This is a genomic window from Yoonia maricola (assembly GCF_002797915.1).
GTDB classification, from domain to species: Bacteria; Pseudomonadota; Alphaproteobacteria; order Rhodobacterales; family Rhodobacteraceae; genus Yoonia; species Yoonia maricola.
Genome location: NZ_PGTY01000001.1, coordinates 977,663 through 999,928, shown reverse-complemented (window position 1 = coordinate 999,928; position 22,266 = coordinate 977,663). Strand labels below are relative to the sequence as shown.

The window sequence follows — 22,266 nt, the reverse complement described above, 5'->3', positions numbered from 1 at the left end:
TGTTTATTGGCCACAATCGCGGCAAGGTGAGAGATGTTACGACAATGAAGGTCTTGGTTTTAATGATGCGTGCGGGGGCGGTTTGCTTGCTGCTTGCCGTGTTCTTTGGCTTTGCGGGTGGTCTGCATCCTGCGTTTGATAGTCTGGCCTTGTTGCGCCTGCCATTGGCGATCATCTGTCTGCTGGTGCTGGTCTTTCCGATGGGCGCGCGCTTGCAGCTGATGTTGGTGGCAGCGGTGATGCTGGGGGCAGGGACGACCGTGCCGATGTTTTTTGGCGCACAACGGGCGGATGATCTGCGGATCTATTCCAAGAACATGTGGTTCGGGAACCGCGAATTGGTCGCACTGGCTGCTGATATTCGCAACAGCGGTGCGGATGTGGTGGCTTTGCAAGAGGTATCCCTGTCCAACCGCGCAATGATGGCAGACCTACGCGATATCTATCCGTATCAGCATATCTGCACATTTTCGGGATGGAGTGGGATTGCGGTGTTGTCGCGCACACCAATCTTGCAAAACAAATGTTCCGACAGACGTGCAGCCGCCGCCGCGCAGGTGCAAAATGACCAAGGGCCAGTTTGGGTGGTTGCGGTGCATCTGCGTTGGCCGTTCCCTTATAGCAATGCGACCTCTGCGCGGTCTGCCACGCGGCTGTTGGAGGCGTTGGACGGGCCTGTTGTGATGGCGGGCGATTTCAACATCTTTCCTTGGGCCAACAGTGTGCACGATATGCAAAGGGCGGCCCGGTTGCAGGTAGCGCAACCTGTGCGCCCGACATTTGATCTGCGCGGCATGCCTTTGTTGCTGGATCACGTCCATGCGCCGGGGGGTGGGACGGCGCAGTATCGTGGCCTGCTTGGGTCCGACCACCTTGGTGTGCTGGCGAATGTATCTTTGACGCGCTAAAGCCCCATCAATGCCGGATCATGTGGATATTTGGTCAGGTTCTCGTAGCCGTCTTCGGTGATCAGAACCTGATCTTCCAGCTTGATGGAAAAGTCGCCACCTTCTGGGCTGATCAGCGCTTCGACACAAAGCGTCATGCCTGCCTCAAGTTCATAGTCAAAGGCACCCGGCACCATCTTGTCAGGGTAGGCGACCAAGGGCCATTCATCGCACAGGCCGACACCATGCATCAGACAGCCGTATTTAAGTTTCTGGTACTTGTCTGGCAGCACATGGGTGTTGCGGCTTAAGTCTTGGATATTCACGCCGGGTTTGAGCATATCCATGTTGTAGCGGATGTGTTCGACGCCTGTTTTCATCGCCTCGATCATATCCAGGCGCGGCTTTTGATCCCCGATCCACCATGTCCGGCTGATGTCCACACAGATGCCGTAAGCGCCCACAAGATCCGTATCAAAGGCCACGATTTCATTGTTTTGCACGATCCGCCCGCCGCATTCCTGAAACCATGGGTTCGTGCGCGGGCCGGATGAGAGCAGGCGGGTTTCGATCCATTCACCGCCGCGTTTGATGTTTTCGGCGTGCAGGACCGCCCAGATGTCGTCCTCTGACATATTGCCTTGGGGTACGCCCACGCGGGCTGCGTCTTCCATGGCATAGCATGCGGCTTCGCAGGCATGGCTGGCGCAGCGCATGGCGCGGATTTCATCGGGGCCTTTGATGCTGCGGGCTTTCTCGGTCAGTTCTTCGCCGGGGTAGACGGTGAAACCGACCGCCTCTAGCGCGCGCAGGCCATGGAGCATGGGTTTATCTACGCCCAGTGCCATGTTGCCGCCGCCGTGTTCGATGATCAGGTCGCGGACTTCACCCGCGAAATTATCAGCGGCGGGTTCCAGTTTGTCGCCACGGTCGAAATAGAACAAGTCAGCCCCGGTGCGTTGTTCATTAACCAGCGGGTTGAACTTGCTGAGGAACATCCCGTTCTTGTAGTCCCACATCACCATGTAACCGTCGGCGCAGACGATACAGGCGCGGAACGGGTTGTGGCTGTTCCATAGCTGCATATTGGTGCTGTCGGTCGCATAACGGATGTTGAGCGGGTCGAACATCAGGATGCCGCCATAATCGCGGGCGTTGACCGCATCGACCAAGCGCTTGTGCCGCCAGGCGCGCATTGCGGGCAGATTGGGCAGTTTCAAACCCGCCGCGGCCCATTCGTGAAAGGCCAGTTGGGTTGGTCCAATTTCGACTCTGTCCTGATCGTTGGGTGTGCCATCGCCGAGTGTTGCACCGCGCGTCGGGTCGATCTTGCGGGTGTCGCGGTAGTGGGTGTTCATCGGGATTGTCCTTGGCCTTGTGAGGCCAAGTATGCGGGCGTTCCCCTTCAGATCATGTCTGTTTTCGACATTTCCCGGTCTTTGCAGCAGGCTATAGACCGGGGTCCAGAGCACCTTGCGCTACCAAAGCATCGTATTTCTCGCGGTCAAACCACCAGAAATCCATATTGCGGAAGAAATCGTAAGGCGCGGGTTCTTCGGGGATGCCGAAGATGTCCCACACGGCCACGCGGTGATTGTCAATCGACCAACCCGGCACCCAGATATGTTTGGACCGCAGCACACGGTCCAGCGCACGGGCGGTGGTGTTCAGCTCCTCTCGTGACTCAGCGATGACCACACGTTCGATCAATGCATCGACAACGGGGTCTGCGATCCCTGTCAGGTTGTTGCTGCCTTCGGCATCTGCGGCGGCCGAGCCGTAGAAGGCGCGCAGTTCGGTGCTTGGCGTTACAGCAACCTGCCATGCGGTGGAGGAGAGATCAAAATCGAAAGCCTGCCTGCGTTGTGTCCATGAACTTGGGTCAATGATATCGAACTCCACATCGATACCCAGCGCTTTCAGGTTTTCCGTGTACGGGATCATGATGCGTTCAAGGCCACGGCTGCTGTCAGGGAAATCCAGTTGCATCGGCTCGCCTGCGGCATTGCGGCGGACCCCGTCATCGCCCACAACCCAACCAGCGGCGTCCAGCAACTCGCCCGCTTTGCGTAATGCGGCCCGGTCACGTGGGCGGTTGCCACTGACATTGGGAACAAAGGCGGGTTCCGTAAAGATTTCGGGTGGTAGCTGATCGCGGAACTCTTCCAGCAAAGCAAGTTCGGCGCCTTCGGGCAGGCCGCTCGCCTGCATGTCGGTGTTCTCAAAGAAGCTATCTGTGCGATAGTATGCGCCGTAAAAAATCGTCTCATTCGTCCATTCAAAGTTGAACGCATAATCGAGCGCCTGACGAACGCGAATGTCTTGCAGCACGGGGTTGCGCATGTTCAGCCATATCCCCTGCGCGCTGCCGGGGCTTCCGTCGGGGATCAGCATTTGTTTGACAAAGCCGGCTCGCGCTGCCGGGAAGTCATATCCGGTCGCCCAGGAGGACGAGCGGTATTCGACCCGCATGTGGTATTCACCGGCGGCGAAGGCCTCTAGTCCTACGGTGTCGTCGGCGAAGTATTCGTAATTGAAGCAGTCAAAATTATTGCGACCGACGTTCACGGGCAAGTTTGCGGCCCAGTAATCCGCGTGCTTGCAGAAGGTGAGCGTGCGCGGCGCGTTAACGTTTGTCAGCTCATAAGCCCCCGAGCCGAGGGGGGTATCCATCCAGCTGTCAGCAAACGGGACGGTATCATAGAAGTGTTCAGGCAAAACCGGTAGCTCTGCAATTGCCCCCAAGAGTCCGCTGCCTGCGTTCCCTGCCAGATCAAAACGCACGCGCAGATCGGTTTCGGCTTCGACGTTCAGGACATCTGCAAAGCGGTTGCGGTAAAGCGGATGCCCTTCGGTCCGCAGCGCGTTGAGCGTAAAGACCACGTCTTGGGCCGTCACTGGTTCCCCGTCATGAAAGCGTGCCTCTGGCCGCATGTTGAAAGTGACGTAGGATAGATCTTCGGGGTATTCGATCGTTTCCGCAATCAGCCCATAAAGCGCGTCGGGTTCATCATTCGCCCGCACCATCAGGCTGTCATATAGATGCACGCTCACCTCCGGTGCACTGTCACCTTTGATGATGAAGGCGTTCAGACTGTCGAAGGTATCGTAACCGAACAACTGTCGCTGGCTGAGTGTGCCGCCTTGGGGTGCGTCAGGGTTGGCGTAGTCGAAATGCGTAAAATCCGGCCCATACTTCAGATCGCCAAAGGTGGAATAGCCGTGGCTGATGGTGACATCGGCGAAGGCAGGGATGGCGAGCGCCACAAAGGGCAGGACGAGGGCAAGACGAGGGTGCATAGCGTGCTTTCGATAGCGTGAAACCGGTGGGCATTACCAGATGGTAGCGCTTCTGCCGAATGCTTCAACATCGCTTTGTCGGTGGTCTCATGTGTCCGGTTGAGCCGTGCAAAAACAGAATTGGCGGGCAGATGCCCGCCAATTCAAATGCTAAACTGGTGCGGCTTACCACTGGAAGGAAACGCCTGCTTTTCCGCCTGCTGTGCCGTCTGCCGCAGCAATGCCGAGGTAGACGATTGTGCTGCCGGTTTCACCGACACGGCCAGCGCCTGTCACAGCGAAGGCACCTTCGCCATCGTGGAAACCCGTGCCGACGTTCAAGCGGAAGTTAGAGCCTGGATCGGGTGCAAAGACCTCCATCGCGTTCGACATGGCCAGACCTTTGTTCAGATCGCCGCGCAATTCAGACAAACCATCCTGAAGGTCAACAATATCTGCCGCATTGGTCGCGATGTCGGCGGTGTTCGTCGCGATGTTATCAGCGTTGGTCTGGATGTTGGTGACGTTGGTTGCAATGTTATCGGCGTTTGTCTGGATGTTGGTGACGTTGGTCGCGATATTGTCGGCGTTGGTTTGGATGTTGTCGGCGTTGGTTTGGATGTCTGTCACGTTGGTTGCGATGTTGTCCGCATTCGTTTGAATATCCGTGTCGTTTGACGCGATGTTGTCAGCGTTTGTCTGGATATCGGTGTCGTTGGCCTCAATGTTGTCCGCGTTTGTTTGGATATCGGTGTCGTTGGCCGCAATGTTGTCCGCGTTTGTTTGGATATCGGTGTCGTTTGACGCGATGTTGTCGGCGTTTGTCTGGATATCGGTGTCGTTGGACGCGATGTTGTCAGCGTTTGTTTGGATATCGGTGTCGTTTGACGCGATGTTGTCAGCGTTTGTTTGGATATCGGTGTCGTTTGACGCGATGTTATCGGCGTTTGTCTGGATATCGGTGTCGTTGGCCGCGATGTTGTCAGCGTTTGTTTGAATATCGGTGTCGTTGGCTGCGATGTTGTCCGCGTTTGTCTGGATATCGGTGTCGTTTGACGCGATGTTATCGGCGTTTGTTTGGATATCGGTGTCGTTGGCTGTGATGTTGTCAGCGTTTGTTTGGATATCGGTGTCGTTTGACGCGATGTTATCGGCGTTTGTCTGAATATCCGTGTCGTTGGACGCGATTGCACCTTCTGCTGTTGTGAGGCGCCCATCGTGCGCATTTACTACGGTTTCGACTGCTGTCATATCGCCGTCGTCACAAAGATTTGTAACAGCACCGCCGTCATCCGTATTGCAGGTAACGCCGAGTGTCTGCGCTTGGGCCGCAAATGGCGCGTTGATGCAAAGTGCAGCAACAGCGGCTAATCCTAATGTTGAAAATTTGGCTTGATTGGTCATTCGGAACTCCAGTTTGAATACATGAACTATGCTTGTTCACATCATCTACGCGCTGGGTCTGGGAACTATTCTCAAGAAAATTAACCATCTGGCAAAAAAAATGAGGCGCCCTTGTCAGACGCCTCATTACAAGTGTTATTCGGAGGAATTTAGCAGCTGTAGTACAGCTTATATTCCATTGGGTGCGGTGTGTGCTCGTAGGCGTAAACCTCTTCCCACTTCAGCTCCATGTAGCCTTCCAGCTGATCTTTGGTGAAGACGTCACCGGCCAGCAGGAAGTCGTGGTCTGCTTCCAATGCTTCGAGCGCTTCGCGCAGGGAACCACAGACCGTTGGGATCGCCGCCAGCTCTTCCGGCGGCAAATCGTAAAGGTCTTTGTCCGAAGACGCACCGGGGTCGATCTTGTTCTTGATACCGTCAAGGCCAGCCATCAACAGGGCTGCAAAGCACAGATATGGGTTTGCGGCCGGATCGGGGAAGCGAGCCTCGACGCGCTTGGCCTTGGGGCTTTCGGCCCATGGGATACGTACACAACCCGAACGGTTACGGGCAGAGTAGGCGCGCAGAACGGGGGCTTCAAAGCCTGGGATCAGACGCTTGTAGCTGTTTGTAGATGGGTTGGTGATCGCGTTCAGCGCTTTGGCGTGCTTGAGGATACCGCCGATGAAGTAGAGCGCTTCCTGCGACAGATCAGCGTATTTGTCGCCTGCAAAGAGCGGCTTGCCGTCTTTCCAGATCGACATGTTCACGTGCATGCCGGTGCCGTTGTCGCCGGCGATCGGCTTGGGCATGAATGTGGCGGACTTGCCGTAGGCTTGTGCGACGTTGTGGATCACGTATTTGTATTTCTGCAGTTCATCCGCCTGATGGGTCAGCGAGCCAAAGATGAGACCCAGCTCGTGCTGGCAAGACGCCACTTCGTGGTGGTGCTTATCGACCTTCATGCCCATGCGCTTCATGGTCGACAGCATTTCAGAGCGCATTTCCTGCGCATCGTCGATCGGGTTGACGGGGAAGTAGCCGCCTTTGACGCCGGGACGGTGGCCGGTGTTGCCCATCTCGTATTCGGTGTCTGTGTTCCATGCGCCGTCAAGTGCATCGACTTCGTAGGACACTTTATTCATGGACACGCTGAAACGCACGTCATCAAAGACGAAGAATTCAGCTTCCGGGCCGAAATAGGCGACGTCGCCGATGCCAGAGGACTTGAGGTATTCCTCTGCCTTCACGGCTGTGCCGCGTGGGTCACGATCGTAAGCTTCCATTGTGTCGGGCTCAACGATGTTACAGTTAATGCAGACTGTTTTTTCCGCATAGAACGGATCGACATAGGCGCTTTCGGCCTGGGGCATCAGTTTCATGTCGGATTGATCAATCGATTTCCAGCCAGCGATTGAAGATCCGTCGAACATGAAGCCTTCTTCGAGGAAGTCTTCGTCGACCAGATCAGCCACAACAGTGACGTGTTGCAGCTTGCCGCGTGGATCAGTGAAGCGGATGTCGACGTAATCGGCTTCCTCGTCTTTGATTAGTTTCAGAACAGCTTTATTGTCCATCGATGATGTCCCTTTTTTACAGTCGTTTTGGATTAAAGTGCGTCGTCGCCGGTCTCGCCGGTACGAATGCGGATGGCTTGTTCAACGGGAGATACGAAAATCTTGCCGTCGCCAATCTTGTCGGTTTTAGCGGCGCCGATAATAGCTTCGATCGCGCCATCAACTTGATCCTCTGAGAGGACCACTTCGATTTTCACCTTGGGGAGGAAATCAACGACGTATTCGGCGCCGCGGTAAAGTTCCGTATGGCCTTTCTGGCGTCCGAAGCCTTTGACTTCAACAACGGACAGGCCCTGTACGCCGACCTCTTGCAAGGCTTCTTTTACTTCGTCGAGTTTGAACGGCTTGATGATCGCTTCGATCTTTTTCATGCCAACGACTCCCCCTTTGGTGTTTCGACAGTGGTGAGACCATTTCTCTTGCATAGGGACAATTCGTAGCAGAACCTGAGAGCAAGCCCGTCAGACGAAAGACTACGCGTTGCTCAAATTTTGTGCAACTTGTCCGTTTGGTGGGCAAATTGAGAACTCTGGGTGCTAAAACCATGACTGAACTGCTGACCGCTGCCCAAATGCGCGCTATTGAACAGGCCGCGATTGCATCCGGCGAAGTGACCGGGCTGGAGTTGATGGAACGCGCGGGCAGGGGGGTGGTGGAGGCTATTTTCGAGGAATGGCCAGAGTTAGCGCCGTCTTGGGGGCCAGCCCCCAAACCCCCGGAGTTTTCCGGCCAAGATGAAGAGGGGCACCGTGCCGTGGTGCTGTGCGGGCCGGGGAATAATGGTGGGGATGGGTTTGTTGTCGCGCGCCTGCTGAAAGAAGCCGGGTGGGCGGTTGAGGTGTTTCTCTATGGGGATGCCGAGAAGCTGCCGCCTGATGCGAAAGTGAATTATGAGCGGTGGGGGGAGATGGGAGAGGTTCTACCGCTCACGCCGCAAGCATCGCTAGAGCTAGCGCACCGGCACATCGTGATTGATGCGATGTTTGGAACGGGCTTGGCACGGCCTCTGTCAGGGTTGGGTCCCTTTCTTAGAGACATCTGTGACTGCGTAGATGCAGGAGGCTCCTTGCAACTTCAGGAACGTTGGCCTTTTTCGCCGCCGGTCGTCGCGATTGATATTCCCTCTGGTATATGTGCCGATAGCGGTCGACCAATCTTTGACGAAGCCGCTGCTGAGAGAATTAGACGAGGTTCCAGTCCGGTTTGTGCGGCAGCTAACCTGACGGTTAGTTTTCATGCTCGAAAACTTGGTCATGCACTCGCATTGGGTGGGTTTTGGTGCGGCAAGGTTGTCTGTGCGGACATTGGAATTTCAAGCCAAGCTTCGCGGACGTTGCCACGGTCTGAATTAGTTAAAATGGCCAATGAAAGCGGATCGCGTTTCAAACGAAATGGGCATAAATACTCCCACGGCCATGCCGTGATCCTTTCTGGTAGTGTCGGCAAAGGCGGCGCAGCACGTCTTGCGGCCCGTGCAGCGTTGCGCGTTGGGGCAGGGGCCGTCACGCTGGGTTGTCCGCCCGCCGCCGTGATCGAAAATGCGGCGCAGTTGAACGCAATTATGCTGCGCGCGGTGAAGGGTGTGGATGGGTTTAACGCAGCGCTGGAGGACGACCGCATCAACGCGCTGTGTTTGGGTCCCGGCATGGGCGTGAGCGATGAGAGCCGTGGCCTCATCGAGGCGGGCTTGAAGAGCGGGCGGGCGATGGTTTTGGATGCGGATGCTTTGACGCTGATCGGGCGCGATGCGCTGCTGTTTGGTATGTTGCATGAAAAATGCGTTTTGACGCCACACGGCGGCGAGTTTGCGCGTCTGTTTCCTGACCTGGCCGAGACGCTGGCCGCACCTGCGACCACAGGCCCCGCGTACTCAAAGGTGGACGCCACGCGTGAGGCGGCAAAGCGGGCAGGGTGCACAGTGCTATTCAAAGGACCTGATACGGTGATTGCTGACCCATCGGGGCGGTGCAGTATTAATGCATCGGTTTATGAGCGCAGCGCGCCATGGTTGGCGACCGCCGGGTCAGGCGACGTTTTGGCGGGCTTTATCACCGGCCTTTTGGCGCGTGGCTTCGCGCCCATGCGGGCGGCAGAGACGGGCGCATGGCTGCATACCGAATGCGCCCTTTCTTTCGGTCCGGGGCTGATTGCCGAGGACTTGCCCGAAGAATTGCCAAAAGTCTTTCGTGCCTTGGGCATTTAAGGCGATTTTTCCTCTCGCATCCCCCGCATTCCTTTGCTAGACAGCGCGCAACCGGGGGCAGGCCCAAAACCTGCCCCTTTTGATCATGCGGGTGTGGCGGAATTGGTAGACGCACCAGATTTAGGTTCTGGCGCCGCAAGGCGTGGGGGTTCAAGTCCCTTCACCCGCACCAAAGTCTTAGAAGAAGAAGGACAGCACATGAAGGTCACTGAGACCCTGAACGAAGGCCTCAAACGCGGTTATGCGATCACCGTCACGGCGGCTGAACTGGATGCCAAGGTTGAAGAAAAGCTGAAAGAAGCGCAGCCAACCGTTGAGATGAAGGGCTTCCGCAAGGGTAAAGTTCCCATGGCGTTGCTGCGCAAGCAGTTTGGTCAGCGTCTGATTGGCGAAAGCATGCAGGAAAGCATCGATGGTGCACTGTCGTCCCATCTAGAAGAAACAGGTGATCGTCCGGCGGCCCAGCCAGAGATGAAGATGACCAACGAAGACTGGAAAGAAGGCGACGATGTCGAAGTTTCCGTGTCTTATGAAAAGCTGCCGGAGATTGACGATGTTGATTTCAGCAAGATCAAGCTGGAGCGCATGGTTGTAAAAGCCGACAAGGACTCCGTGAAAGAGGCCCTTGATAACCTTGCCGAGAGCCCGCAAGCGGTTGATTACCAGCCCAAGAAGACCCAAGCCAAAGATGGCGATCAGGTTGTTCTGGATTTTGTTGGTAAGGTCGATGGTGAGCCGTTTGAAGGTGGTGCTGCTGAGGATTACCCACTGGTGCTGGGCTCCAACTCTTTCATCCCCGGTTTCGAAGATGGCCTGCTGAAGGTCAAAGCAGGCGATGAAAAGGATGTCGAAGTGACCTTCCCTGAGGATTATCAGGCCGAGGCACTTGCCGGTAAAAAGGCTGTCTTCTCTTGCACCATTAAAGAAGTCAAAGGCCCCAAAAAGCCAAAGATGGATGATGAGCTGGCCAAGAAGTTCGGTGCTGAGGATCTGGACGCACTGAAAGCGCAGATCACCGAGCGTCTGGAGGCTGAATATACTGGTGCATCACGCGCTGTTGCCAAGCGCGGCTTGCTGGATGCGTTGGATAAGAAGGTCAAGTTTGATCTGCCTGCGTCCTTGGTTGAAGCTGAGGCGAACCAGATTGCCCATCAGCTGTGGCATGAAGAAAACCCAGAGGTCGAAGGCCATGATCACCCAGAGATCAAGCCCACCAAAGAGCACACCAAACTTGCGGAGCGTCGTGTGAAGCTGGGTCTGTTGCTGGCTGATATCGGTCAGAAGGCTGATGTAAAAGTTTCTGATCAGGAAATGACCCAAGCCATCATGAACCAGGCGCGTCAGTACCCCGGCCAAGAACGCCAGTTCTTTGAGTTCGTGCAGCAGAACGCGCAGTTCCGCCAGCAGCTTCAGGCGCCAATGTTTGAGGACAAGGTCGTTGACCACATCTTTGAAAACGCGGCCATGAAGGACAAAGAGGTCAGCAAGGATGACCTTCAGAAGGCTGTTGAGAAGCTTGAAGAAGAGTAAGTTTGACTGATATTAGTTTTGTAAAAGGGCGCCATTGCGGGCGCCCTTTTTCGTAGATCTGGCTACATTTCAATGCGGAAGAGGGCGAAGCCAGTTTCGCTGGTGCCTGCGGGTGTAATCGTCATTCCTGCCACGCTGTCGGCATAAGCGGCACCGGCCGGGCCGGTTTCAAATATAAGCGATGTGTCTGGCAATGGCGCGAAAGACCAGTTCGCATCTGCCTTGGGATCAATCGTGCCTTGCTCTATAATATAACGTACGATGACATCGCGGTTTGTGTCTGGTGCTTCGAACACAATTGTATCGCCTAGCGCACCGGGAAAACTGCCGCCTCCAGACGCGCGATAGTTATTTGTCGCGATGATGAATTCCTGATCAGGGTCAATAGGTTGCCTTTCGAATTGCAGGTTCACGATACGGTTTGCACTTGCGTTGATCACAGCACCTTCCCGGTCGAATTTCGACGGTTGGGTCAGGTCAATCTGATACGTCACCCCATCCATCACGTCGAAATTGTAACTTGGGAAATCGGGGTTCAGCAGTATGGCATCTGTCGCACCCGGTTCCACCTGATTGAACATGCCAGCAGACCGCTCGAGCCAGTCCTTGACCTGCGCACCGGTGACTTTCACAGCGCGGACTGTGTTCGGATAGAGGTAAAGGTCAGCTACGTTCTTGATGGCCACATCGCCGGCGGGTACGTCGGTGAAGTACTCTGGCCCGCCACGACCGCCCGCCTTGAAGGGAGCTGCGGCGGAGAGAATGGGCAGTCCCTCAAATTCTGTACCGGTCAGTTGGTCCGCAATGTACCAACGTTGGGCGTTTGAGACGATCTGGACCGATGGGTCATCGGCGACCAATGCGAAGTAGCTATGCAGTGGTGCCGCCGTTTTGCCCACCGCGGTACGGACGTAGGCCAGCGTTTCATCATGCACGTCTTGCACGGATGCCAATACCGGGGCGAAGTCCTCGACCAGTGGTGTGACGCTACGATCTTCTTCGCGCCGCGAGATGGGGCGGGCCTCTGCCGTATGCGACAGCACACGCCAGCCCGATCCATCGCGTTCCAGCAAGAGATCAAGCAGACCCATATGGCTGCCCCAGAAACCTGCCATCACACCGGGCTTGCCGCCGATGGTGCCCGCGGCCACATCTACGCCCGCCCAGTCATCGTAGTCTGATGATGGGAAAACGAGATGGCTGTGTCCTGTCAGGATCGCGTCAATCCCATCAATCGCGGCGAGCGGGATTGATGCGTTTTCCATGCCGTCTTCAGCGTTTGCCCCGCCTATGCCGGAATGGGCGAGAGCCACGATAATGTCGGCGCCTTCTTCCTTCATTTGCGGGATATAGGCCTGGGCAGTTTCGATGATGTCGCGCGCCTGCACGTTGCCTTCAAGGTGCTTGCGATCCCAATTCATGATCTGCGGTGGCACAAAACCGATCAGCCCGATCTTGATGGGGGTGGCAGTGCCGTCGCCGTCGATGATGTCACGCTCAAGGATCGTGTAGGGCGGCACAAGGGTTGTATCGGCTGTTGGCGTTGCCCCCATTTCCTTGACCACATTGGCGGACACAATGGGGAAGGCTGCCCCGGCCACGGATTTCATCAGGAATGACATACCGTAGTTGAACTCATGGTTGCCCAAGGTGGAGCCGTCAAAGCCAAGTGTGTTCATCGCTGTGATGACCGGATGCATGTCGCCTTCGTTCATGCCACGCTCATAAGCGATGTAGTCGCCCATGGGATTGCCTTGCAGGAAATCCCCGTTGTCGAGCAGGAGCGAATTGGTTGATTCCGCGCGCACCCCTTCAATGATGCTTGCCGTGCGCGATAGGCCGACCGTATCGACCGGTCGGTCTGCATAATAGTCGTAAGGAAAGACATGCACATGCAGGTCAGTTGTTTCCATAAGCCGCAGATGCGCTTGCCCGGTGGCGGCGTTGACGGAGAACGGATGCATGGCAATCAGGCTGGCAGACCCTGCGATGAAATGACGACGATCAAGACGTAGTGACATTTGAACCCCCAATGTATGAATGATGAGATCAGTAAACGCCTGCATCAGTCATGTGACAAGAGCATATCATCCCAAGGGTACCCCATCGGCGGTCCCTGTCCCGTGTTTTGGTGTCGCAACAAAAAAGGCCGCCCCTGAAAGGAGCGGCCTGACTTTTTGCAAGAAGGCGAGAAGATTATTCTTCTTCGGTCTCTTCTGCTGGTGCTTCTTCTGCGACTTCGACGCCGGCTGATTCAGCCAGTTCTTCGTCGTCAGATGCAGCAGCGCCAATATCGTCAAACAGCTCCTGAATTTCGAATTCAGCAGCGGCTTCTTCTTCGGCGGCCAGTTCAGCAATAGATTTACCAGCGGCTTGCAGTTCTGCTTCTTCGGTAGAGCGCGCAACGTTCAATGTGATTGTCGCGGCGACCTCTGGGTGCAGTTCGACTGAAACGTCGTGCAGGCCCAGTTCTTTGATCGCGCCCAACAGGACAACTTGCTTTTTGTCGACAGAGAAACCGGCTTCAGTTGCAGCTTCGGCGGCGTCACGTGTTGTGACGGACCCGTAAAGCGAACCAGCATCGGATGCAGAGCGGATGATGATGAAGGTTTCACCGTCCAGCTTTTCAGCCAGTGCTGCTGCTTCTTTTTTGGTTTCCAGGTTGCGCGCTTCCATCTGGGCCTTTTCAGCCTCGAACCGTGCCATGTTGGCAGCATTCACCCGCAGAGCTTTGCCCTGTGGCAGAAGAAAGTTACGTGCGTAACCTTGCTTGACGGACACAACTTCGCCCATTTGGCCAAGCTTTGCCACGCGCTCAAGTAGAATAACGTCCATGTGCTTTGCTCCTTACTTGACTGCGTATGGCAGCAGGGCAAGGAAACGGGCACGCTTGATCGCACGGGCGAGGGCGCGCTGGTTCTTGGCACCAACAGCAGTAATACGGGCGGGAACGATTTTGCCGCGCTCAGAGATGTAGCGCTGCAAAAGGCGGGTGTCTTTGTAGTCGATCTTGGGGGCGTTATCGCCCTCAAACGGATCGGACTTACGACGGCGGAAAAATGGTTTAGTAGCCATGATTTTTGTCCTTATCCTAGATCAGCGGCGCTCGCGGCGTTCGCCACGTTCTTCGCGTTTTTGCATTTGCACGGACGGGCCTTCTTGGTGTGCATCGACCTTGATGGTCAGCACGCGCATAACGTCTTCATGCAGGCGCATCAGGCGTTCCATTTCCTGCACGGCAGGAGCAGGGGCGTCTGTGCGCATAAAGGCATAATGCCCTTTGCGGTTCTTGTTGATCTTATAGGCCATCGTTTTGACGCCCCAGTATTCGTTCTCCAGCATCTTGCCGCCGTTGTCGGCAAGAACGGTTCCGAAATGTTCAATAAGGCTTTCAGCTTGCGTGTTGGACAGATCCTGACGCGCAATCATGACATGCTCGTATAGCGGCATGCGTACTCCAGTTCATATATCAGCGCATTTCAAAGGATGGGCGGTTCACCTTGCATGCGTCCCATCCACGAGAGGCTGCGCAGTTCATACGTTTTGCAGCAAGGATGCGGCCTTATACAGCCCATCTGCCGTGATGCAAGCCATGAAACACAAGGAAAAGCTGCGTTTTGGCAACAACTGCAAATATCTTAACCCCGCCTTGAGGTTGCCCCTTTATTGCCGCGTTTAGCAACGATTCTACTGCTGATCAAAAGAGGAGTGGGCACAATGACAGATATGAATGCGACCACCGCAGATTTTTCGACCGTTAGTGCGCGAATTTCGCCCTTTGGCGTGGAAGACGTATTTTGGGGATATAAGATCGGTTCCGGTCATGGCGTGCCGCTTTCCGTTATGGCCGGGCAGGCGATTTGCTTTTTCTTCGGCGTGTGTCTGATGACCGCAACCTTCGGGTTGCTGCTGTTGCCAGCCCTGTTTTTTGACGGTGGTGTCGGCATCATGCGCCTTGGTGCGGCAACGTTGATGGGGGCCGCGGCGTTTTATCTTTTGTGGTTCGCTAGCCGCGGAACCTTGCCCGAAATTCATATCGATACCCGCCAGAATGAAATTCGCCAGGTCGTTTGCAACCGTTCCGGCAAGCCGACAACTGTTGCCACATATACGTTTGATGAGATTGGCGGTATTTTCCTTGAGCCTGATACACAGACGGGTCAAAGCCTTCTTTTGTTGGGATACCTTGATACCGACCAGACAATCGCAGTTGCCACAGGCACAGAGGCGCAGTTGTTGCCCTTGCGTGACAGGCTGGCGCGGGATTTGCTGGGTGCTGACGTGATGTTGCGCGCAGAGGCGGCCTGAGCCGCCAGCGCCTTTTCGCCTGCCTGTTTGCGTATGGATGAACAAGTTGTGTTCATTTTTGAAGCTAGGCAGCACCTGATGATGCCCTAAGTATGTATTCTAGACATGCAAACCTTGGAGACGCATCATGAAATCCCTTTTTGCCACGGTGGCTATCGCTGCTGCAACGCTGACAACCCCTGTTTTTGCAACATCGGGCGACTATGTCCTTGATCCGAGCCACAGTCAGATCGTGTTCACCTACGATCACTTGGGTTATTCCACCACCTACAGCATGTTTTCGGGTTTTGAGGGCGAAATTTCTTTCGACCAGGAAGACCCGGCTGCGTCTTCCGTGAGTGTATCCTTCCCTGTTCAAACGATGCTGACAGGGTGGGAAGCCCGGTTTGACCATTTCATGGGCAGCGATTTTTTTGATGCCGCCGCCGATGAAATGGTCACGTTCACATCGACCGCCATCGAAGTTACGGGGGAAGACACCGCATTGATCACCGGTGATTTGACGCTGAATGGCGTCACGCAGGCAGTTGTACTGGATGCCAAGCTTAATCAGGCAGGGATGCATCCGATGGCTGAAAAGCCTTGGCTTGGGTTTGATGCGACGACGACACTGCTTCGCTCTGACTTTGAAGTCGGCAGTTTTGCCCCCTTTGTTAGTGATGAGGTCGAAGTGCTGATCTCAATCGAGGCGATGCAGGCCGAATAGCGGCGGCAAAAAACCACGCATGACAAAGACTGCTTCCGTGTGACGGAGGCGGTCTTTTTGCGAATATGCTGACCCTAACGGGTTGCTGTCAGTGCGATATCGACTTGCACGGCGAAGGCGAGGTTGCTTTCGTCGTTCATGCTTTGCCCGATATTGAATGTGCGCCGGTCAATCGTCACGGACCCTGCCATTTGCCCAGTATCTTCATCAAGCACCAAGGTGAACGGCAAGCTGAGGGGGGCTGTGACATCTTTGATCGTCAATGTGCCATCAGCCAGATAACTACCATCGTCTGCTGCGGTAATATCTGCAGCGAACACAGCTGTAGGGAAGTTGTCGGCGTTGAAGAAATCAGCGCCCATCGCCTCGCTTGTGACTGACCCCAGTTCCAGTGAGCCAATGGCGATTGTGGTTTCGACATTGCCCAACACGCCTGTTGCAGTTTCATCAAAGGTGATAGCTGCGGTCCAGTCGTTGAATGCGCCGCTGACGGGGCTGCCGAATTGAGTGATGGTGAGGGCGATGTCGCCTTCTGTGACCGTCCACTCGGATGAGACCGTGTCCAAGCTGACCTGATTGACGGTTGTATCTTTCACATAGAGCCCTGCCGCTGCACCGGCTGCTGTGGCTGCCACGTAGATAGCAACGGCGATAATGGGGGCAGTCAGGTTGCTTGCGTGATTGCCAGCCACATAAATAGGGCGTCCAAACCACATTCGCCGCAGTGTCGTATCTTTGTCGATAATGTGATGTTTGAGTGCGCCTGCGATGTGTAGCAGGATCGCTCCGATCATAATCTTGCTCCAGACCCAATGTAGTCCGGCAAAGACATTAGCGATGCTTTCATCGTTGGGCACGAAGGGCAGTTCCTGGCTGATGGGCAGCAGTAGCGGCGCGAACCCTTCGGTTGCTGCGTGGTGGATCCATCCGGTCAGAGGCACAGCCACGAGGGAGATATAGAGCAGCCAGTGCACCAATTCCGCCAGCATCGTTTCGACCTTGCGTTCGGGATGTAAAGACGCAGGCTTGGTTTGCGTCAGTGCCCAGATGATCCGGGCCAGCGCTACAACAAAGATGATGACTCCAAGCGTTTTGTGAAACGAGAAAAGCTGTGCCTTGAAGGCGAGTTGTTCATTGGTTTCATACGGGAGCCTGTTGGCGATTGCGCCCAGCGGAATGACCGTCAGGATCAACAGCGCAGTCAGCCAGTGAAAGGTCTTGGTGACGGTGCCGTAGGTTGTGGATTGCTGTGTGGTGGACATGCGGGTCTCCGAAATCTGGCTTGGTTTGGCTTAACATCTTGGTACGCTTACGCACAGGGTGTGGTTTTTCTTCTCTGATCACGTCAACTTGTGCGTCGCGCTGTGGCGCGTTAAGCCTCTCAGAACAAAAGCAATAGACGGGGAGCGTATCATGCGCGCATTTGTATTTCCGGGGCAGGGTGCACAGACAATCGGGATGGGTAAGGCGCTGGCAGATGCCTATCCCGCGGCGCAGGCCGTATTTGATGAGGTGGATGACGCGCTGGGTGAAGATCTTTCCGGTTTGATCTGGGAGGGTGATATTGAAGAACTGACCCTGACCGCGAATGCGCAGCCTGCGTTGATGGCCACATCAATGGCGGCAATACGTGCTTTGGAGGCTGAAGGTGTTGGCATTGAGTCCGCGTCTTTTGTCGCTGGTCATTCATTGGGTGAGTATGCGGCACTGGCGGCGGCTGGGGCGATTTCATTGGCCGATACGGCCCGCTTGTTGCGCGCTCGTGGCAAAGCGATGCAGGACGCCGTACCTGTTGGTGTCGGTGCCATGGCGGCTGTGCTGGGCCTTGATCTGACGGCTGTGAAAGAGGTGGCACAGGAAGCTGCGCAGGGTGACGTGTGTCAAGCCGCCAACGACAATGACCCCGCCCAAGTCGTTGTGTCTGGTCATAAGGCTGCCGTGGAGCGCGCGGTGGATATCGCCACGGCGAAGGGCGCGAAACGTGCGCTGTTGTTGCCTGTGAGTGCCCCTTTCCACTGCAGCTTGATGCAGCCTGCAGCGGATGCAATGGCACAGGCGCTTGCCGATGTTGTCATTGTGGACCCCAAAGTGCCGGTTGTGGCGAATGTTCTGGCGCAAGCCGTTTCGGATGGTGCGTTGATCAGGGATCTTTTGGCTCAACAAATTACCGGTGCGGTGCGCTGGCGTGAGAGTGTGATGTATATGGCCGCACAAGGTGTGACTGAAGTTTATGAGATCGGGGCGGGCAAGGCGCTGTCAGGTATGGTTAAGCGTATTGACCGTGGGCTGGCGACGGCTGCTGTTGGTACACCGGACAATGTTATCGCAGTTGCTGCTGCGATAAATGAATAGAATAAAGAAGGGATTGTAAATGTTTGACCTGAATGGAAAGAATGCGCTGATCACCGGCGCCTCTGGTGGTATCGGTGGTGCGATTGCGAAGTCCCTTTACGATGCGGGTGCTACTGTTGCTTTGTCGGGTACGCGGGTTGCGCCGTTGGAAGAATTGGCAGCCTCTTTAGGCGAACGCGCGCATGTTTTGCCTTGCAACCTGAGTGATGCGGAGGCCGTAACCGCGCTGCCCAAGCAGGCGGCTGATGCGATGGGATCTGTCGATATATTGGTCAACAACGCGGGGATTACGCGTGACAATATCTTTATGCGTATGTCTGACGACGAATGGGCGTCGGTACTGGAGGTGAATCTGACCTCGACCATGCGTTTGTGCAAGGGCGTGATCCGCGGCATGATGAAAGCCCGTTGGGGACGTATTGTGAATATTTCGTCCGTTGTGGGTGCGACCGGTAATCCGGGGCAGGCGAACTATGCCGCCTCCAAAGCCGGTATGGTCGGCATGTCAAAATCGATTGCGTATGAGGTCGCGAGCCGTGGGATTACTGTGAATTGTGTGGCGCCCGGCTTTATCACCACGGCGATGACCGATAAGCTGACGGATGAGCAAAAGTCTGGTATTTTGACCCAAGTCCCTGCGGGGCGTATGGGCGATGCAGAGGAAATTGCGGCGGCAGTGCTGTATCTTTCCAGTCCAGAGGCTGCTTATGTCACCGGGACGACCTTGCATGTCAACGGCGGCATGGCCATGTTCTGATCAGTGGTCACTTTCGATGACCGAAAGCGTTTGCCAATGCGGAATTCTCTGTTATAGGCCACGCAGATTTGCAGGAATGCGCATGTGACGCCACGTCAAATGTTGCGCGATGCAAATACGAACGCGGCCCGTCAGGGGCGCAAAAGAATGGGTGCAAGCCCGAAAGAACAACGGGCGCAAGCCCCTAGAAACGTAAGGATTTGATATGAGCGACGTTGCAGACCGCGTACGCAAGATTGTTGTTGAGCATCTTGGTGTTGAAGAAGACAAAGTGACGGAAGCTGCGTCCTTTATTGATGATCTGGGCGCTGATAGCCTGGATACCGTTGAGCTGGTTATGGCTTTCGAAGAAGAGTTCGGGATCGAAATTCCTGACGACGCTGCCGAAACTATCCAGACATTCGGTGACGCTGTGAAGTTTATCGACGGCGCAAAGTAAGCGTTTCGTAAGAATTGTCAGGCGGCGTCCCTTGGGGCGCCGTTTTGCGTTTTTGTAATGACCCGTTTTGCAAGAACAATAGTGTTTTGGCCATGTGTCCTGATCCTTGCCGATGTGCATTGCTGCCCTTGCCCCTAGGCCATTCAACGGGTTATCACTGACGCTAAATACGCCAAAGGTGAGGGCAGAATATGCGTCGAGTTGTCGTGACAGGATTGGGGTTGGTCACACCCCTTGCAGACGGTGTGGAAAAATCGTGGGAGCGTATTCTGGATGGCCAGTCCGGTGCGGGCACGATCACGGGCTTTGATCCCAGCAGGTTGACCACGCAATACGCTTGCGAGGTTCCATTGGGCGACGGGTCTGACGGGACATTTAACGCGGATCACTATCTTGACACCAAAGAGCAGCGTAAGGTCGATACCTTTATCATTTTTGGCATGGCTGCGGCGCAGCAGGCAATCGAAGATGCAGGTTGGACGCCCGAAGATCGAGAGGACCTGGAACGTACGGGTGTGATGATTGGTTCCGGCATCGGTGGGCTGAATTCCATCGCCAACACCGCCGTGATGATGGCTGAAAAGGGCCCGCGTCGCGTGTCACCCTTCTTTGTGCCGGGGGCGTTGATCAATCTGATTTCCGGGCAAGTGTCGATCAAATATGGCTTCCGAGGCCCGAACCACGCTGTTGTGACCGCTTGCTCAACCGGTGCCCATGCGATTGGTGATGCCTCTCGCTTGATCCAGCATGGTGATGCTGATGTGATGATCGCGGGTGGTGCCGAGGCTGCGATTTGTGAAGTCGGCATAGCGGGATTCAATGCCTGTAAGGCCTTGAGCACAAAACACAATGATGATCCAACCAAGGCGAGCCGCCCTTGGGATGCTGACCGTGATGGATTTGTGATGGGCGAGGGCGCGGGAATTGTGGTGCTTGAGGAGTACGAGCACGCCAAGGCCCGTGGCGCGAAGATTTATGCTGAGGTGTTGGGCTATGGGTTAAGTGGTGATGCATATCATATCACCGCCCCACCGCCAGATCATGAAGGTGCGGAACGTGCCATGCGTGCCGCCTGCCGTAATGCGGGGATTGAGCCAAGCCAAATCAATTATGTGAACGCACATGGCACATCGACGATGGCGGATACGATTGAGTTGGGCGCTGTGGAGCGTTTGGTGGGGGATGCGGCATCTTCGTTGAAGATGTCGTCCACAAAGTCTGCGACAGGTCACCTTTTGGGTGCTGCTGGTGCGATTGAGGCTATTTTCTCGATCCTGGCGATCCGTGATCAGGTGGCGCCGCCGACGATCAACCTTGATACGGTGGATTGTGAAACGGTGGTGGACCTGTGCGCCAATGAGAAGAAGCCAGCGAAGATTGATGTTGCCTTGTCCAATTCTTTCGGCTTTGGCGGAACAAATGCCAGCGTTGTCTTTGGAAAAATAGACTGATGTGGCGCCATATTGCGTCAAATGCGTTTACGTTTCTGATTGTTGGCCTGTTTCTGGTGGCTGGCGTTGTGGCATGGGGAACCCGCCAGTATTCTGCTGCAGGCCCGCTGGAGGCCGCGATTTGTTTTGAGGTGCCCGGCGGGGGGACCATGTCTCGTGTGACGGCTGATCTTGTTGATCAGGGTGCGATTTCGTCGGCTTTCATTTTCGAGGTTGGTGCGGATTATACAGAAAAATCCGGTCTGCTGAAGCAAGGCCGGTTCCGGGTGCCAGAGGCGGCGTCCATGGAAGAGATTGTGGACATTATCACCCGTGGTGGGCGCAATACCTGCGGTGCGGAAGTAATATATCGTGTCGGGATTAATCGTACGATTGTTGATGTGCGCGAACTTGATCCCGCGACGAATGAATTTGTAGAACTGGCGGGTTTTGTGGTGTCCGATGAGGAACCACCTGCTGCTTATCAAGAGGTGAAGGCGGACGGTGGGGCCACTTTCCGGGTTGTTATCGCGGAAGGTGCGACCAGTTGGCAGACGATGACCGCTTTGAGCCAGATCGATATTTTGCAAGCCGATGTGACGGAGCCGCCTGCTGAAGGGTCGCTGGCCCCGCGCGACTATGAGATTTCTGATGGTGAGACGGTTTCATCGATACTCACCCGCATGCAAGAAGCGCAAGCGGTGATCTTGGACGAGGCCTGGGACAACCGCGCGAATGGCCTGCCGTTGGAGACACCTGAAGAGGCATTGATCCTTGCCAGTATCATCGAGAAAGAGACCAGCATTCGCGATGAGCGTCGTCAGGTGGCCAGTGTATTTGTCAATCGCCTGAACCGCGGCATGCGCCTGCAAACCGACCCGACTGTAATCTATGGTATTACTCAAGGTGAAGGTGTTTTGGGTCGTGGCCTGCGCCAGAGCGAGTTGCGTGGTGCAACGCCATGGAATACCTATGTCATCGAAGGTTTGCCGCCAACACCGATTGCAAACCCCGGTCAGGCCGCTATTGAAGCGGCATTAAACCCTGATACGACGGATTATATTTTCTTCGTGGCTGACGGTACGGGTGGGCACGCTTTTGCCACAAATCTGGAAGACCATAACAGTAACGTTGCCGTGTGGCGCCAGATTGAAGCAGAACGTGCCAACGACGGGTAAGTCTCTGATATTATTAACCAACCGTTAATTCACAGTGCGTGGAGCCTGTCTAGTTGGGTTGACAGTTGATGTGTAATTGCGGTAATTTGTCGCTGCTAGAAGACTGGGATCGGTGAACATGATCCTTGCCGCTCGACCGTAACGGAAGTTCCCTTACAGGTCTGAATTTACAATGAATGAAATGAATGATGAGAGGCCAAGTGCCTCTGACTTGGCAGCTGAACGGCTGGCTGAGGT

At 55.3% G+C, this 22,266-nt stretch carries 20 protein-coding genes and 1 tRNA gene; 11 read left to right on the top strand and 10 right to left on the bottom strand.

Features of this window, described 5'->3' with window-relative positions; genetic code table 11:
* The first annotated feature begins 44 nt into the window (after window positions 1-44).
* Complete coding sequence (locus BC777_RS05030; RefSeq protein ID WP_168769079.1) at window positions 45-908, top strand: endonuclease/exonuclease/phosphatase family protein; 864 nt, start codon at window positions 45-47, stop codon at window positions 906-908.
* Here the strand turns inward: BC777_RS05030 and dddP are convergent.
* The 5 genes from dddP to BC777_RS05005 form a co-directional block, all read right to left on the bottom strand.
* On the bottom strand, window positions 905-2,245 hold the full coding sequence (gene dddP, locus BC777_RS05025; protein WP_100367025.1) for a dimethylsulfonioproprionate lyase DddP: 1,341 nt from the start codon (window positions 2,243-2,245) through the stop codon (window positions 905-907). The two genes, BC777_RS05030 and dddP, sit on opposite strands and share 4 nt — an antisense overlap.
* A 91-nt stretch (window positions 2,246-2,336) precedes the next feature.
* Window positions 2,337-4,187, bottom strand: a complete 1,851-nt coding sequence (locus tag BC777_RS05020; RefSeq protein ID WP_100367024.1) for an extracellular solute-binding protein — start codon at window positions 4,185-4,187, stop codon at window positions 2,337-2,339.
* Between the two features lie 165 nt (window positions 4,188-4,352).
* A complete protein-coding gene (locus tag BC777_RS05015; protein WP_100367023.1) occupies window positions 4,353-5,570 on the bottom strand; it encodes a YadA-like family protein in 1,218 nt (405 codons plus the stop codon).
* Window positions 5,571-5,719: 149 nt separating this feature from the next.
* Window positions 5,720-7,126, bottom strand: a complete 1,407-nt coding sequence (glnA, locus tag BC777_RS05010) for a type I glutamate--ammonia ligase (protein ID WP_100367022.1) — start codon at window positions 7,124-7,126, stop codon at window positions 5,720-5,722.
* 32 nt (window positions 7,127-7,158) lie between these two features.
* Complete coding sequence (locus BC777_RS05005) at window positions 7,159-7,497, bottom strand: P-II family nitrogen regulator (RefSeq protein WP_100367021.1); 339 nt, start codon at window positions 7,495-7,497, stop codon at window positions 7,159-7,161.
* A gap of 173 nt (window positions 7,498-7,670) precedes the next feature.
* Between BC777_RS05005 and BC777_RS05000 the strand changes: the two genes are divergently transcribed.
* From BC777_RS05000 to tig, 3 genes are all read left to right on the top strand, one after another.
* On the top strand, window positions 7,671-9,329 hold the full coding sequence (locus BC777_RS05000) for an NAD(P)H-hydrate dehydratase (RefSeq protein WP_100367020.1): 1,659 nt from the start codon (window positions 7,671-7,673) through the stop codon (window positions 9,327-9,329).
* 87 nt (window positions 9,330-9,416) lie between these two features.
* Window positions 9,417-9,501: transfer RNA gene (locus BC777_RS04995), tRNA-Leu, on the top strand.
* 26 nt (window positions 9,502-9,527) lie between these two features.
* Window positions 9,528-10,859, top strand: a complete 1,332-nt coding sequence (gene tig, locus BC777_RS04990) for a trigger factor (protein WP_100367019.1) — start codon at window positions 9,528-9,530, stop codon at window positions 10,857-10,859.
* Window positions 10,860-10,921: 62 nt separating this feature from the next.
* On the opposite strand, the gene BC777_RS04985 is transcribed toward tig, so the two are convergent.
* From BC777_RS04985 to rpsF, 4 genes are all read right to left on the bottom strand, one after another.
* Complete coding sequence (locus BC777_RS04985; protein ID WP_100368007.1) at window positions 10,922-12,880, bottom strand: bifunctional 2',3'-cyclic-nucleotide 2'-phosphodiesterase/3'-nucleotidase; 1,959 nt, start codon at window positions 12,878-12,880, stop codon at window positions 10,922-10,924.
* 175 nt (window positions 12,881-13,055) lie between these two features.
* A complete protein-coding gene (rplI, locus tag BC777_RS04980; RefSeq protein ID WP_100367018.1) occupies window positions 13,056-13,694 on the bottom strand; it encodes a 50S ribosomal protein L9 in 639 nt (212 codons plus the stop codon).
* A 12-nt stretch (window positions 13,695-13,706) separates the two neighbouring features.
* Complete coding sequence (rpsR, locus tag BC777_RS04975) at window positions 13,707-13,934, bottom strand: 30S ribosomal protein S18 (protein WP_008235217.1); 228 nt, start codon at window positions 13,932-13,934, stop codon at window positions 13,707-13,709.
* Between the two features lie 21 nt (window positions 13,935-13,955).
* A complete protein-coding gene (gene rpsF / locus BC777_RS04970) occupies window positions 13,956-14,309 on the bottom strand; it encodes a 30S ribosomal protein S6 (protein ID WP_100367017.1) in 354 nt (117 codons plus the stop codon).
* A gap of 267 nt (window positions 14,310-14,576) precedes the next feature.
* On the opposite strand from rpsF, the gene BC777_RS04965 reads away from it, so the two are divergent.
* Together BC777_RS04965 and BC777_RS04960 are read left to right on the top strand one after the other, a co-directional pair.
* Window positions 14,577-15,167: a hypothetical protein gene (locus tag BC777_RS04965; protein WP_100367016.1), complete on the top strand. Its 591-nt coding sequence runs from the start codon at window positions 14,577-14,579 to the stop codon at window positions 15,165-15,167.
* Between the two features lie 127 nt (window positions 15,168-15,294).
* Window positions 15,295-15,873 carry a YceI family protein gene (locus BC777_RS04960; protein ID WP_100367015.1) on the top strand — a complete coding sequence of 193 codons (579 nt, stop codon included), beginning with the start codon at window positions 15,295-15,297 and terminating at the stop codon, window positions 15,871-15,873.
* A gap of 74 nt (window positions 15,874-15,947) precedes the next feature.
* Here BC777_RS04960 and BC777_RS04955 read toward each other — a convergent pair whose 3' ends face one another.
* Window positions 15,948-17,135 (bottom strand): cytochrome b/b6 domain-containing protein, encoded by a 1,188-nt coding sequence (locus BC777_RS04955; RefSeq protein WP_100367014.1) that lies wholly within the window; start codon window positions 17,133-17,135, stop codon window positions 15,948-15,950.
* Window positions 17,136-17,286: 151 nt separating this feature from the next.
* Here BC777_RS04955 and fabD point away from each other — a divergent pair, with 151 nt between their 5' ends.
* The 5 genes from fabD to mltG all read left to right on the top strand — a co-directional run bounded on the left by fabD (window position 17,287) and on the right by mltG (window position 22,029).
* Window positions 17,287-18,225 (top strand): ACP S-malonyltransferase, encoded by a 939-nt coding sequence (gene fabD, locus BC777_RS04950; protein WP_100367013.1) that lies wholly within the window; start codon window positions 17,287-17,289, stop codon window positions 18,223-18,225.
* Window positions 18,226-18,244: 19 nt separating this feature from the next.
* Window positions 18,245-18,982 (top strand): 3-oxoacyl-[acyl-carrier-protein] reductase, encoded by a 738-nt coding sequence (gene fabG / locus BC777_RS04945; protein WP_100367012.1) that lies wholly within the window; start codon window positions 18,245-18,247, stop codon window positions 18,980-18,982.
* A gap of 205 nt (window positions 18,983-19,187) precedes the next feature.
* On the top strand, window positions 19,188-19,421 hold the full coding sequence (locus BC777_RS04940; protein ID WP_100367011.1) for an acyl carrier protein: 234 nt from the start codon (window positions 19,188-19,190) through the stop codon (window positions 19,419-19,421).
* A gap of 191 nt (window positions 19,422-19,612) precedes the next feature.
* Entirely contained in the window at window positions 19,613-20,872 is a 1,260-nt protein-coding gene (fabF, locus tag BC777_RS04935; protein WP_100367010.1) for a beta-ketoacyl-ACP synthase II, read from the top strand.
* Window positions 20,872-22,029, top strand: coding sequence for an endolytic transglycosylase MltG (gene mltG / locus BC777_RS04930; protein ID WP_100367009.1), 1,158 nt, complete (start codon window positions 20,872-20,874; stop codon window positions 22,027-22,029). Before fabF ends, mltG begins: the two co-directional genes overlap by 1 nt.
* The last annotated feature ends 237 nt before the right edge of the window (window positions 22,030-22,266 follow it).

Coding starts and splice junctions, on each gene's coding strand:
- BC777_RS05005 (WP_100367021.1), bottom strand. CDS start 7,497: ATGAAAAAGATCGAAGCGATCATCAAGCCGTTCAAACTCGACGAAGTA.
- BC777_RS05000 (WP_100367020.1), top strand. CDS start 7,671: ATGACTGAACTGCTGACCGCTGCCCAAATGCGCGCTATTGAACAGGCC.
- rpsF (WP_100367017.1), bottom strand. CDS start 14,309: ATGCCGCTATACGAGCATGTCATGATTGCGCGTCAGGATCTGTCCAAC.
- fabG (WP_100367012.1), top strand. CDS start 18,245: ATGTTTGACCTGAATGGAAAGAATGCGCTGATCACCGGCGCCTCTGGT.
- tig (WP_100367019.1), top strand. CDS start 9,528: ATGAAGGTCACTGAGACCCTGAACGAAGGCCTCAAACGCGGTTATGCG.
- BC777_RS05030 (WP_168769079.1), top strand. CDS start 45: ATGAAGGTCTTGGTTTTAATGATGCGTGCGGGGGCGGTTTGCTTGCTG.
- BC777_RS05020 (WP_100367024.1), bottom strand. CDS start 4,187: ATGCACCCTCGTCTTGCCCTCGTCCTGCCCTTTGTGGCGCTCGCCATC.
- dddP (WP_100367025.1), bottom strand. CDS start 2,245: ATGAACACCCACTACCGCGACACCCGCAAGATCGACCCGACGCGCGGT.
- BC777_RS04960 (WP_100367015.1), top strand. CDS start 15,295: ATGAAATCCCTTTTTGCCACGGTGGCTATCGCTGCTGCAACGCTGACA.
- BC777_RS04985 (WP_100368007.1), bottom strand. CDS start 12,880: ATGTCACTACGTCTTGATCGTCGTCATTTCATCGCAGGGTCTGCCAGC.
- fabD (WP_100367013.1), top strand. CDS start 17,287: ATGCGCGCATTTGTATTTCCGGGGCAGGGTGCACAGACAATCGGGATG.
- mltG (WP_100367009.1), top strand. CDS start 20,872: ATGTGGCGCCATATTGCGTCAAATGCGTTTACGTTTCTGATTGTTGGC.
- BC777_RS04955 (WP_100367014.1), bottom strand. CDS start 17,135: ATGTCCACCACACAGCAATCCACAACCTACGGCACCGTCACCAAGACC.
- BC777_RS05015 (WP_100367023.1), bottom strand. CDS start 5,570: ATGACCAATCAAGCCAAATTTTCAACATTAGGATTAGCCGCTGTTGCT.
- BC777_RS04965 (WP_100367016.1), top strand. CDS start 14,577: ATGACAGATATGAATGCGACCACCGCAGATTTTTCGACCGTTAGTGCG.
- fabF (WP_100367010.1), top strand. CDS start 19,613: ATGCGTCGAGTTGTCGTGACAGGATTGGGGTTGGTCACACCCCTTGCA.
- glnA (WP_100367022.1), bottom strand. CDS start 7,126: ATGGACAATAAAGCTGTTCTGAAACTAATCAAAGACGAGGAAGCCGAT.
- rpsR (WP_008235217.1), bottom strand. CDS start 13,934: ATGGCTACTAAACCATTTTTCCGCCGTCGTAAGTCCGATCCGTTTGAG.
- BC777_RS04940 (WP_100367011.1), top strand. CDS start 19,188: ATGAGCGACGTTGCAGACCGCGTACGCAAGATTGTTGTTGAGCATCTT.
- rplI (WP_100367018.1), bottom strand. CDS start 13,694: ATGGACGTTATTCTACTTGAGCGCGTGGCAAAGCTTGGCCAAATGGGC.